General features: G+C 42.7%; 12 protein-coding genes and 1 riboswitch. Of the genes, 11 read left to right on the top strand and 1 reads right to left on the bottom strand.

Annotated elements, in window-relative coordinates:
* The first annotated feature begins 169 nt into the window (after window positions 1-169).
* Window positions 170-496: a YolD-like family protein gene (locus MHH60_RS02830; RefSeq protein ID WP_076138744.1), complete on the top strand. Its 327-nt coding sequence runs from the start codon at window positions 170-172 to the stop codon at window positions 494-496.
* 17 nt (window positions 497-513) lie between these two features.
* On the opposite strand, the gene MHH60_RS02825 is transcribed toward MHH60_RS02830, so the two are convergent.
* Window positions 514-735 carry a helix-turn-helix domain-containing protein gene (locus tag MHH60_RS02825; protein WP_076138743.1) on the bottom strand — a complete coding sequence of 74 codons (222 nt, stop codon included), beginning with the start codon at window positions 733-735 and terminating at the stop codon, window positions 514-516.
* Window positions 736-862: 127 nt separating this feature from the next.
* Between MHH60_RS02825 and MHH60_RS02820 the strand changes: the two genes are divergently transcribed.
* From MHH60_RS02820 to murB, 10 genes are all read left to right on the top strand, one after another.
* Window positions 863-1,105, top strand: coding sequence for a DUF7667 family protein (locus MHH60_RS02820; RefSeq protein WP_076138742.1), 243 nt, complete (start codon window positions 863-865; stop codon window positions 1,103-1,105).
* A gap of 348 nt (window positions 1,106-1,453) precedes the next feature.
* Window positions 1,454-2,770: a hemolysin family protein gene (locus tag MHH60_RS02815; protein ID WP_036687555.1), complete on the top strand. Its 1,317-nt coding sequence runs from the start codon at window positions 1,454-1,456 to the stop codon at window positions 2,768-2,770.
* Between the two features lie 197 nt (window positions 2,771-2,967).
* Complete coding sequence (locus tag MHH60_RS02810; protein ID WP_076138748.1) at window positions 2,968-3,684, top strand: DsbA family protein; 717 nt, start codon at window positions 2,968-2,970, stop codon at window positions 3,682-3,684.
* The gene (locus MHH60_RS02805) at window positions 3,681-4,145 is read left to right on the top strand and encodes a disulfide oxidoreductase (RefSeq protein ID WP_076138741.1); all 465 of its coding nucleotides are present in this window, start codon (window positions 3,681-3,683) and stop codon (window positions 4,143-4,145) included. Before MHH60_RS02810 ends, MHH60_RS02805 begins: the two co-directional genes overlap by 4 nt.
* A 194-nt stretch (window positions 4,146-4,339) precedes the next feature.
* A riboswitch (cyclic di-AMP (ydaO/yuaA leader) is annotated at window positions 4,340-4,499 on the top strand.
* 124 nt (window positions 4,500-4,623) lie between these two features.
* Window positions 4,624-6,441 (top strand): APC family permease, encoded by a 1,818-nt coding sequence (locus tag MHH60_RS02800; RefSeq protein ID WP_076126699.1) that lies wholly within the window; start codon window positions 4,624-4,626, stop codon window positions 6,439-6,441.
* A gap of 203 nt (window positions 6,442-6,644) precedes the next feature.
* Entirely contained in the window at window positions 6,645-7,652 is a 1,008-nt protein-coding gene (locus tag MHH60_RS02795; protein ID WP_081389194.1) for an iron-hydroxamate ABC transporter substrate-binding protein, read from the top strand.
* Window positions 7,653-7,872: 220 nt separating this feature from the next.
* Complete coding sequence (locus MHH60_RS02790; RefSeq protein ID WP_051491521.1) at window positions 7,873-8,928, top strand: FecCD family ABC transporter permease; 1,056 nt, start codon at window positions 7,873-7,875, stop codon at window positions 8,926-8,928.
* A complete protein-coding gene (locus tag MHH60_RS02785; RefSeq protein ID WP_076138740.1) occupies window positions 8,928-9,962 on the top strand; it encodes a FecCD family ABC transporter permease in 1,035 nt (344 codons plus the stop codon). The genes MHH60_RS02790 and MHH60_RS02785 overlap by 1 nt, the downstream gene beginning before the upstream one ends.
* A 55-nt stretch (window positions 9,963-10,017) precedes the next feature.
* The gene (locus tag MHH60_RS02780; RefSeq protein ID WP_036687549.1) at window positions 10,018-10,818 is read left to right on the top strand and encodes an ABC transporter ATP-binding protein; all 801 of its coding nucleotides are present in this window, start codon (window positions 10,018-10,020) and stop codon (window positions 10,816-10,818) included.
* Between the two features lie 150 nt (window positions 10,819-10,968).
* On the top strand, window positions 10,969-11,880 hold the full coding sequence (gene murB / locus MHH60_RS02775) for a UDP-N-acetylmuramate dehydrogenase (RefSeq protein ID WP_076138739.1): 912 nt from the start codon (window positions 10,969-10,971) through the stop codon (window positions 11,878-11,880).
* Window positions 11,881-11,940: the final 60 nt, after the last annotated feature.

Raw genomic sequence — 11,940 nt, 5'->3', positions numbered from 1 at the left:
AGAGTTAGCCGATGAGTCATACATTCAATGGCAAAGTGGAAAGCAACCAGAAACCGCCTTAGTATTGGAAGGATGGGAGCGCATAAAGGATCAGCCAGCAGCGATATCATGGGGCATAGATGGAAGTAATATAGATTATTGGACAGATTATTAGGAGAGGGTAGACATCATGGTGAAAAAACTAGAAAGCATTTGGGACTGTAGCAGAATGATGCTACCTGAGCACAAAATATGCATCATCAGTGATGAAAGAGCACAGAGCCTGCGCAGTAAGCCAGTACTCGATGCGCAAGAGTGGGAACTGATTGATCATTTGTTTACTTATTCCAAGAGATACAATGAGCAGATAACAATAACTCTGTTTGAACCAGGGCAGGATATTAATGTAAGAGGTGTTGTGTTAGCTGTTGATCGACAACTGCGACAGATCAAGTTCAAAATGGAGAATGATTATAATTGGATTAAGATAGACAATGTAATTCGGATCACTACATAATAAACCCCCATCAGCGATTATGCTGACGGGGGTTCTTCGTCTTCTATGTATTCAATCAAATCTCCGGTACCCACATTTAAATACCTACAGAGCTTATCCAACGTTTCCATATCCACACGCTTAGATGTATTATGATATAATCCGGACACCGTATTAATAGCAAGCCCCGTTTCTCTGGCAGCTCCTCGTATAGACTTTCCTTGCAAATCCATGATACTCCGAATGTGATTCTTAATCATGGACACGCCTCCCTTACCAAAAGTATACAGTAGCAAAATAAATGTATCAACTAGCTTATACGAGTATCAACATTCTGATACATCATGCATATATTGTATCAGGAAGCTAATACGGGGAGTGATTCATATGTTATCAGTACATTTGCGATTGGCAGAGATCTTTCATATTAATCTGAATGGACCTCTCACACTCGAAGAAGCCAAGGAGCTTCAGTGCTGCTTACGGGAGAACGCTAGGTATTGTTGGGACTGTCTGATGATCGATAATCAATCCAGACTGGCGAGCGGTACGAATGATAATGAGTGGCAATTGGATCTTCAACGTAAGCTGGAGGTGCTCCGGTTGACGGGACGGGTTCCAAAGAATTAACATATATATAGAAGAAACACGTTTATAACAAAAAATCACTCGATAAAATCACGGGAAAATCACATAATCTCTTATCGTTAGTTTGTACCTATTTCTACTATTGAGAGGTATGTGTCCATGAGCAGTAAAAATAGATCATATTTTTACACTGGTTTTGACCTGTTTTTATGGGCTATGTAATAATATAATAAAGTATATATTCAAAAACGTGATTCTAGACTGGAGATGAAACCATTGGGAAATTGATACTGAAAGGAACAAACGGCGAGCATTTTGCCAATACTCTGAAAAAACGAAGGAGGTGGGCCTATCCATCCATGTACGGAAAATGGTGGATAGGAGTATAAATTGAGCGACCCTTTACCCGGTATATTACATGTTGGTCTTATTATTTTGTTGGTATTGTTAAATGGATTTTTTGTTTCAGTCGAATATGCAATGGTGAAAGTACGAAGTGGTAGAATTGATACCCTGATTGAAGAAGGTAGTAAAAAAGCTTTTAATGCAAAAAGCATTGTCAGCAACCTGGATGGCTATCTCTCAGCCTGTCAGCTCGGCATTACATTGGCTTCACTGGCATTAGGGTGGCTGGGTCAACCGGCTATAGCTAATCTTATCGGGCCTTTATTAGGAAGCATAGGTTTAGGAGAAACTGCTGTTAATGTTGTATCTTTGGTTATTGCTCTTATGTTCATTACTATCTTGCATATCGTATTAGGTGAGCTTGCACCTAAGACCATTGCTGTTAACAAGGCTGAATCTGTCCTTTTACTAACAGCGGGACCGATGAATGTATTTTACAAAATCATGTATCCAGTGATATGGATCGTTAATGGGCTGGCGCGTGGTTTACTGCAAATTTTCCGATTAGCCCCGGCTTCAGAGCTGGGAACGGCGCATACGGAAGAAGAAATTCGTATTATCATGCAGGAAAGTAACAAAAGCGGCTTTATCGATAATACTGAAATGGCGTTGGTTGACAATATTTTTGAATTTGTGGATACCATGGCTCGGGAGATCATGATTCCGCGGACAGAGATGATCTGTCTGAATAATCATGTTTCTGCTGAGGAGAACCTTGAGATTGCCTATGATGGCATGAGGACACGTTATCCCGTCTGTGACGGTGATAAGGATCATATTTTAGGCTTCATCCATATAAAGGACTTAATTAAGGATCGTCCGCAAAGTTATCAGAAATTAATTCGTCCAATATTGACCGTACCGGAATCCATTCAGATTAGCGCTTTGCTGAAAGTTATGCAGCGTGCGAAGACACAAATCGCCATATTGATCGACGAGTATGGGGGTACTTCAGGAATGGTGACACTGGAAGATATCATGGAGGAAATAGTTGGAGAAATTCAGGATGAATTTGATGAGGAACGTCCAGGTGTTGAGAAGCTTGGTGAGGATGAGCACTCCATTGACGGTTTGATGCTTATTGAGGAGATTAATGATCTTTTGGGTCTTCATATGGAGACTGAGGATTACGATACGATAGGCGGCTGGCTGTATTCTAAATTGGAGGTTAATCCACCTCAAAAAGGGCAATCCGTAGAATTTGATGATCATCTATTTATTGTAGAAGAGACTGAGAATAAGCGGATTTCTCGAATTAAGCTATTGCGGTTACAGTTATTGAATGAAGAAGCTGGAGCTTGATGGAATTATATATTTTAAAATAAGAGCAGCGTTTCTCCTTTTGGAGTCACGCTGTTTTTTTTTGACCCTACTGTTTGCCAAAAATAGATTAATAATTATATAATTTTAAATGTATATGATAAAAACTACATTAGTCCCTAGAGGACAGAAAGGAATTCTCCTTGAGTAAACCTAAAAAAAGTCCAAACGTTCCCCAGTTGAGCAAACAAGAGAAACGACGGGTAGAACAGGAGCAACAGAAGCAGAAAACGAGAATTTTAGTTATTAGTTCAATAGCTGTAGTAGTTATCATTTTTGTTGGATTGTTTATGTTAGCTTCGAAAGATGCAGCAAAGAATGTCTCTACAGGAGAACCGGTAGAATTCAATTACAGTGAGCTACCTAGGATTGGTAATGAGGATGCACCTGTTAAGCTTGTTGAATTTGGCGATTTCAAATGTCCAGCTTGTTCCCAATTTGCTGGCTCCATGAAACCGAAAATTGTTCAAGATTTTGTCAACGAGGGAAAAGCAGCTCTTTACTTTGTAAATATGGCTTTCGTTGGTCCTGACTCTGAAACAGCTTCATTAGCTGCATTGTCTGTATACCATCAGAATAAGGATGAATTCTGGAAGTTCTATGATGCTGTGTATGCGCAGCAAGGGGATGAGAGCGAGGAATGGGCCACTGAGGATTTCTTGGTAAGCCTTGCTGAAAAAGAGAAATTAGCGATCGATTACGATCTGTTGCGTAAAGACATCCAAGAGAAAACTTATGCAGATGAGCTGAAGAAAGATATTCAGTTGGCAACTGACGCAGGCGTGACAAATACGCCTTCGCTCTACATTAATGGAGTGAAAACGGCTGAACCTTTCGATATTGAAGCGATTACATCTGAAATTAACGCCGCCGCAAAAGCAGTGGAGGCAAAGTGACAAAATTCCTATCTTTTTGCAAGCGTAACTGCCTCTATCTGGCCTGGTTCGTCTCTTTGGTAGCTGTAGCTGGTAGCTTGTATTTAAGTGAAGTCTTGAATTATGAACCTTGTAAGCTTTGCTGGTTTCAGCGGATTTTTATGTATCCACAGTTATTTTTATTGGGAATTGCCACTTTCCGCGGAGATAAGCGCATCATTCCTTATGTGCTTCCATTAAGTTTGATTGGTGGCAGTATCTCAATCTATCATTATGCGGAACAGAAGATTCCAGCGTTAAGTAAAGTTCTACCTTGTACAATTGGTGTTCCTTGTAATAAAGATTACTTGAACTACTTCGGATTTATAACGATTCCTTTGTTAGCTTTAATTGCGTTTGCTTTAATTAGTCTCCTTCTTTGGTATGGACGTAAGGAAGAAGAAGTGATTGAAGTAGATGCAGAGGAGAGCTTAGGATTTTAGTTTTTACTTTGGAAGGTACAAAAACGCTGAAAAGGTATTAAAATCACGGGCTAGAGGGATAATTGAAGATAATGAAAGAGAGCATCCAATAAGACGCTATATTTGAGCTTATTGGATGTTTTTTCATTCTTTTTTCATTTTTTTCAACGCTTTACTGTAGGCACTTTGTAGACTAATATTAGACCTTGTGAGAAGTTGAATATGCGCTGAATTTTCTTAGGAAAAACGGGGGAACCAAACTTGGCATTCATGCCAATGGGGTGAATCGGAACCGGGTCGAACAGATCTCTACCGTAGGGCTATAACCACAGCCCGAATCCGCCAGCTAACCTCGTAAGCAAGGTGGGAAAATGACCATGCATAAGCATGCGGATCATTTCCGTATGCTTATTTTTGTGTCTGCATTTATGAAATCCACCGATGAAAACAGCGCACGGAAATTCCGTTTCAGCTCCCAAAGAAAGGAACTGTATCCACCATGGTAAGCAAGGTAAAACGACTATTGATCGGACGTCCGATGAAGTCGAATGAACTCGATCATGAAAAGTTATCCAAGGTTAAAGCACTGGCTGTCCTGTCTTCTGATGCGCTCTCGTCTGTAGCCTACGGAACAGAACAAATTCTGATTGTACTGGTGGCTGCCGGGTTTACTGCCATCTGGTATTCCCTGCCAATTGCATTAGCCGTATTGGGCCTGCTGGCCATCCTGATTTTATCCTACCGGCAGACGATTTTTGCTTATCCGCAAGGAGGCGGAGCTTATATCGTAGCCAAGAGTAATCTTGGTATTCCGACAGGGCTGCTCGCTGGGGGTTCATTATTGGTGGATTACATTCTTACCGTAGCGGTTAGTGCCTCGGCAGGGACGGATGCGATCACATCGGCTTTTCCAAGTCTTCATAATCATACTGTTCTCATCGCTGTATCTGTTATCGTTCTATTAACAATCATTAATCTTCGCGGAGTGACTGAATCGGCTTCATTTATCGCAATTCCCGTGTATTTGTTTGTGGTTTCGATTGTTGTTCTGATTATCTCCGGTATCGTTAAATATGCAATGGGTGGCGCGCATGCGAATGTTCCTGAAATAGGAAGCGCCGTATCTAATGTAAGTTTGTTTCTACTATTAAAAGCGTTTAGCTCTGGTTGTTCAGCCCTAACGGGAGTTGAGGCCGTATCTAATGCGATCCCAAACTTTAAAGCACCGGCTGAGAAAAATGCAGCCAAGACGCTAATGATCATGGGACTTATCCTTGGCTTTATGTTTACCGGAATCACTGTGCTGGCGTATTGGTATGGTATTGTGCCAGATGAAAAGGCTACGGTTGTCTCTCAGATCGCTGAATCGACCTTTGGCCGTGGCGGATTGTACTTTTTCATTCAAGGGATTACTGCAGTGATTTTGTTCTTGGCAGCTAATACAGCATATTCAGCGTTTCCGCTGCTCGCCTTTATGTTTGCAAAAGATAAATATCTGCCACATGCATTTATGGTCCGTGGTGACCGCCTGGGCTTCTCAAATGGCATTATTTTTCTAGGAGTTATGTCTATCATACTTGTGACTGCATTCCATGGGAATACGGAAGGGTTGATTCCACTATATGCGGTAGGCGTGTTCATTCCTTTTACCTTATCCCAACTGGGGATGATGGTGCATTGGATCAAAACCAGACCCGCTGGATGGGTGAAAAGATTTGTAGTAAATACCATCGGTATGCTGACTACATTGACGATTACACTTATTTTTATCATTACTAAATTCTCAAGCGTATGGATGGCATTCATTTTCTTACCTGCTGTAATGTTCGTGTTCCACCGTATTCATAAGCACTATTTGAACACTGCGGATCAACTGCGTATATGTCCTGCTACTGATAAACCTGTAATTAAAGGAAGTACTGTAGTTGTTCCTGTTGCAGGGGTTACACGTGCTGTATTACATTCCATCAGCTATGCGAAGTCTCTAACAGATAATGTTGTTGCTGTGTATGTAGGCTTTGATGAAGAAGACATTCATAAGATGGAGCAACGGTGGGAGGAATGGAATCCAGGTGTACGCCTGATTGTACTTCGTTCCAGATATCGTAGTATCATTCGTCCGTTAGTGAAGTTTATCGATACGGTAGAGTGGAAGACAGCTGCGACGGATCACATCACAATTCTGATTCCACAGTTTATTACCAAACATTGGTGGCAAGCCGTGCTTCATAATCAGACCAGCTTTTTAATCCGCTCGTATCTAATGAATCAAAAGGACGTTGTAGTAGCGACTGTCCCTTATCATTTAAATAAATAAGCAGAAGATAAAAAAAGAGGTTATATCCGGAACGTTCGGAATATAACCTCTTTTGTATTTTATATGAAGGAAATTGTTGCAAATCCACAGAATTTGAAATTTATATGTTGACATAGAGAATGAGAATCAATATCATTTAAAAGTGAAGCAGAGGTAATGATCACCTTTGAATATCAAAGCAGTTACATATAGGAGGGTTTTTAATGTTTTGGCTTAACAGAAAAAGATCAGGAAGCATGAAAGTAACGATGAGCGGATTAATAGTGATGACGCTTTTACTTTCCGCTTGTGGTAATAATAATGCTGAAAGTTCATCAAATGCAGGAGCAGCGCCTACAACAGCTCCTACAGCAGAATCTACAGAGGCACCTGCTGCACCTAAGACGTTAACTGATGCAATGGGTCATGAAGTATCGATTCCAGCTAATCCACAGCGCGTGCTGGGTTCATATTTGGAGGACTCTTTGGTAACTCTGGGTGTAACTCCAGTAGCTCAATGGTCAGTTACAAATGGCGTTCAGGATTATCTGGCCACTGAATTGAAGGATGTTCCTACAATTAGTTACGATCTTCCGTTAGAGGCTGTAACCAGCTTTGCTCCGGATCTTATTATCATCCCATCGGAGTCTTCTGTTCAGAACGGGATTTACGATCAGTTGAATAAGATTGCACCCACTTATGTAATTGGGGATGAACTAAATCAAGATTGGCGCAAATCGTTGCTCAAGATGGGTGAGATTTTGAACAAAACCCCTGAAGCAGAAAAAGCCATTAAAGATTATGATGTTAAAGCAGCGGCTGCGAAAGAACAGCTTGCAGGAGCTATTGGACAAGAGTCCGCGGCGATTCTATGGTTGGTGCAAAAAAACTTCTATATTGTAGACGAAACCCGCAGCAGTGGAGCTGTATTATATACAGACCTTGGCGTAACGTTGCCTAACTTAGTAACAGAGATCCCAGTAGGAACAAGAGCAACTTGGAATCCGATCTCGCTAGAGAAGCTTTCTGAGCTGACCGCAGATCATATTTTCCTTGTAAATAGTGATAAGACTGAGGGTTCGGAGATCCTAGATAGTGCAATCTGGAAGGGCATCCCAGCTGTAAAAGCTGGAAATGTGCATGAAATGAGTTCAACGAGCAGCTGGCTTTACAGTGGTGCGAACGCTGGCAGCAAAATCATTGACGATGTGCTAAAAAGTCTTGTGAAATAAAAGTCGTAATTCACCATGAATGAGACTGATCATTTCGGTGGGGAAGGGCGTGCAGATCAAGTATCTCGGGATACAAAGATCTGCACCATTTTTTTATAAACCAATCCCATAGTACGGAAAAATCGTTCCTGCAATTGTACAACATAAATATTTTTGCGATAATGAGAATGATTGTTGTTATCATATAAACCATTGTAACTATTGAATAAGGAGACGACTCATGGTTTCACCCTCAGATTTCGCAAATCGTATTAACAATGAACCTAAAAAAGCTCTACATACCCGACCGGCAGCTGCCATTGGTATTCTTATTTTTGGACTTGCTGCCATTGCCTTCGGATTGGCACTTTCGGTCTCAGTGGGTGCGGCAGATATCAAGTTAGCTACGGTATGGGAAGCTATATTTCATTTCAATCCAGATTTACAAAAACATCAGGTGATTAGAGAACTGCGATTTCCACGTGCTATTGCTGGCGCCTTAGTCGGTGCTTGCTTCGCAGTAGCAGGGGCTATCATGCAGGGGATGACAAGAAACCCGCTTGCGGATTCAGGGCTGTTAGGCTTGAATGCAGGAGCAGGGGTAGCGCTGGCAATAGTATTTGCTTTTGCACCCTCACTCTCATTCACTTCACTAATGTTGTATTGCTTTATCGGTGCCGCTGTGGCCTCTTTTATCGTATTCGGAATCGGTTCGCTTTCTTTTAATGGCCTGACCCCCTTGCGATTGACATTAGCAGGTTCGGCAGTTAGTGCTTTATTGGTTGCTATTAGTCAGGGAGTAGCTATTCTTTTCAACTTATCTCAGGACATAGCCTTCTGGTTAGCTGGTGGGATGGGTGGAGCTAGCTGGACTCAGATCAAGATTATATTCCCTTGGGTGGCCGTAGCCTTAATTGCAGCGATGATGTTATCACGATCCGTCACATTGCTCAGCCTAGGAAGAGAAGTTGCGGTTGGTCTGGGGCAGCGGACAAGGTTAGTTCAATTGGCATGTATGATTGTTGTGGTTATCTTAGCTGGAAGTGCGGTTTCAACGGTTGGCCCGATTGCTTTTATAGGACTAATTATTCCGCATGTTACACGTTATTTCGTTGGAGTGGACTACCGCTGGATTATCCCTTGCTCGGCAGTTCTAGGGAGCTTATTGATTATCTTTGCAGATATTGCCGCAAGAATGATAAATGCACCTTATGAGACACCGCTAGGAGCTTTAATTGCCATCATCGGCGTACCGTTCTTTATTTATTTAGCGAGTAAGCGGAAGGGGGAGCTGTAATGCCCAAATTAACCCTTACTCCAGATGAAAAAGAACGCCGTACACGCGCCCTAACGGTGTTATCACTCCTTGCTATACTGATCGTCGTTGTGTTTATAGTCAGTATGAATACAGGGTTTATGCGTCTATCCCCACTGGAGGTATTACATACACTGCTGGGTGATGGAACACATCAGCAAAAGCTTATTTTATTTGATTTCAGATTACCCCGCATCGTAATTTCATTGTTAGTTGGAGCGGGCTTTGCAGTATCGGGCTGTATTCTACAAAGTCTTGCACGTAATGCACTCGCTGAACCGGCTACGCTGGGAATAAGTGCTGGTGCAGGTTTTGCGGTAATCATTTTCATCTCGTTTTTTCCGGCTACAACAGCAGCGCCGATATTTGTCTTGCCTCTCCTAGCGCTTGGTGGGGCTGGCCTGACCGCAGCTTTAATCTATATTCTTGCCTACCGGAAGGCAGATGGTCTGTCTCCTACAAGGCTGATCCTTATCGGGATTGCGGTCGCTGCAGGAATCAATGCTTGCCAGCTTGTATTGGCACTTAGGCTTGATCCTAATAATTATCAATTTGTAGCTACTTGGATCGCCGGGAAAATATGGGGTGGGGATTGGAGATTCGTCCTTGCTTTGCTGCCTTGGATCGCGATTCTGTTACCGTTCGCTTTCTATAAAGCCCGGGTTCTAAATGTATTGAATCTAGGAGATCATACTTCATTAGGTCTAGGAATGCGTGTGGAGAAGGAACGTATTCTCCTTCTGGTAACAGCCGTAGCGCTTGCCGGCGCCTGCGTCGCAGTAAGCGGAGGTATTGGCTTCGTCGGCCTGATAGCACCACACCTGGCTCGCAGGCTCGTGGGACCCCGTCATCAGGTGTTACTACCTGCTAGTGCTTTGACAGGCTCGCTTCTTATGATTACCGCCGATACCATCGGCAGATGGGTGCTGCAACCTGCGGAAGTTCCTACTGGCATTGTGGTTGCGATTATTGGCGCACCTTACTTTTTATATTTACTCGCCAAGTCTAAAGCGTAAATTCGTTCATACTTAGGAGCATAGCTCCATAAATCTTTTAAGGGAGTTGTAGATCATGTCAGAACGTTTGAATACAGAAGAATTAAGTATTGGGTATGCAGAGGCTACTATAGTTAAAGGATTGAACTTGTCTATCCCTACGGGAAAAATCACCGCACTGGTGGGCGCTAACGGCTCCGGTAAATCTACAATCCTCAAAACGATGGCCCGGATTATGAAGCCGAAGAGTGGCACCGTAATGCTGGACGGCAAATCAATTCATAACTTTTCAACTAAAGAGGTTGCTCGTCAGCTAGCGATTCTACCGCAGAACCCAACGGCTCCTGACGGTTTGACGGTGTCTGAGCTGGTCAGCTACGGTCGTTTCCCTCATCAAAAGGGATTTGGCACGATGACCGCTGAGGATCGTAACATCATCTCCAACGCCATCTCTGTTACGGGAATGGAATCTTTTCATGATCGCCCTATTGACCGTCTCTCAGGTGGACAACGTCAACGCGCTTGGATCGCTATGGCGTTAGCACAAGAAACAGATATTTTATTCCTTGACGAGCCTACAACGTTCCTAGATATGGCGCATCAACTCGAAGTTCTTCAACTTTTGCAAAAGCTGAATGAGGAAGAGGGCCGTACCATCATCATGGTCGTGCATGATTTGAATCATGCTACTCGTTATGCGCAGCATATGGTAGCGATTAAGTCCGGTACTGTGGTTAGCGAAGGCTCACCTACTGAGGTTATGACACCAGATGTATTGCGGGAAGTGTTTGGAATTGAAGCGGATATCGTTCCGGATCCACGTACGGGTGTGCCACTGTGTCTTCCTTACGAGCTTGCTGCCTATAAAGCTGTGTAATTATCATCTAAAATCATACAACGAACAGGCTCCTGTCATTGACAAGGGAGCCTGTTCGTTGTTACAGTTGTGGTTGCCTACAATTTCATAATAACTCTTTAAAATAGATCAAGGACCATCATTTATACATGGTTAAAGGAGCATGAAAACATGAATATTGACAAAATTCAAGATGACCTAGAGCAGCTAATGACTGCAGGAATAGTGAAAAGTCATGAGAATTTAAAAGATCACGTGTACACTAAAATGGGCGGCAAGGCTGATATTTTGGCTGCACCAGCTACTTATGATGAAATTCAAAAGATCGTTACATATGCAGAACAAAATGGGATAACCCTTACGGTACTTGGGAATGGCTCCAATGTGATTATCCGTGATGGAGGTGTACGTGGGATCGTTCTGCAAACGGCAGGACTGACCGAAATGGGAATTCGCGACAATCTCTTATATGCGCAATGTGGTGCCAAAATAATTGATGTTTCCAGATATGCGCTTGATAAGGAACTTACGGGTCTTGAGTTCGCCTGTGGCATTCCAGGAACTGTTGGTGGAGCGCTTTATATGAACGCAGGTGCTTATGGCGGTGAGATCAAAGATGTCCTGCATAGTGCACTAGCTATAAATAAGAATGGGCAAATGGTAACTCTGCAAGGTGATGAGCTGCAATGGGGATACAGAAAAAGTGTGTTCGCAAGCGGTGAGTACATTGTACTTGAGGCCAAATTTGCTATGACTTCCGGTGATGTTTTAACGATCAAGGCAAAAATGGATGAGTTAACTTATTTACGTGAATCGAAGCAACCGCTGGAGTATCCATCCTGTGGGAGTGTATTTAAGCGGCCTCCTGGCCGTTTTGCAGGTCAGTTAATTCAAGAGAGCGGCTTACAGGGTACAAGAATCGGCGGTGCTGAGGTATCCAAGAAGCATGCGGGATTTATTGTGAATGCAGATAATGCAACAGCCAGTGATTACATCGGGCTAATCCACCATGTAAGAGCGACTGTGAAGGATAAATTCGGTGTGGATCTGGAAACTGAAGTGGAGATCATTGGAGAAGAATAAATGATAAGCAAAAAGAGCCCGCAGCGAACTGCGGGCTCTTTTTGCTTATCGTAATCATGT

Origin of the sequence: Paenibacillus sp. FSL H7-0716 (assembly GCF_038002705.1) — a bacterium.
GTDB classification, from domain to species: domain Bacteria; phylum Bacillota; class Bacilli; order Paenibacillales; family Paenibacillaceae; genus Paenibacillus_AQ; species Paenibacillus_AQ odorifer.
This window is presented reverse-complemented; position numbering and strand designations above follow the sequence as displayed.

Excerpts from the sequence above, each read along its gene's own strand:
- MHH60_RS02830 (WP_076138744.1), top strand. The coding sequence starts at position 170 with ATGGTGAAAAAACTAGAAAGCATTTGGGACTGTAGCAGAATGATGCTA.
- MHH60_RS02825 (WP_076138743.1), bottom strand. The coding sequence starts at position 735 with ATGATTAAGAATCACATTCGGAGTATCATGGATTTGCAAGGAAAGTCT.
- MHH60_RS02820 (WP_076138742.1), top strand. The coding sequence starts at position 863 with ATGTTATCAGTACATTTGCGATTGGCAGAGATCTTTCATATTAATCTG.
- MHH60_RS02800 (WP_076126699.1), top strand. The coding sequence starts at position 4,624 with ATGGTAAGCAAGGTAAAACGACTATTGATCGGACGTCCGATGAAGTCG.
- MHH60_RS02795 (WP_081389194.1), top strand. The coding sequence starts at position 6,645 with ATGTTTTGGCTTAACAGAAAAAGATCAGGAAGCATGAAAGTAACGATG.
- MHH60_RS02790 (WP_051491521.1), top strand. The coding sequence starts at position 7,873 with ATGGTTTCACCCTCAGATTTCGCAAATCGTATTAACAATGAACCTAAA.
- MHH60_RS02785 (WP_076138740.1), top strand. The coding sequence starts at position 8,928 with ATGCCCAAATTAACCCTTACTCCAGATGAAAAAGAACGCCGTACACGC.
- MHH60_RS02780 (WP_036687549.1), top strand. The coding sequence starts at position 10,018 with ATGTCAGAACGTTTGAATACAGAAGAATTAAGTATTGGGTATGCAGAG.
- murB (WP_076138739.1), top strand. The coding sequence starts at position 10,969 with ATGAATATTGACAAAATTCAAGATGACCTAGAGCAGCTAATGACTGCA.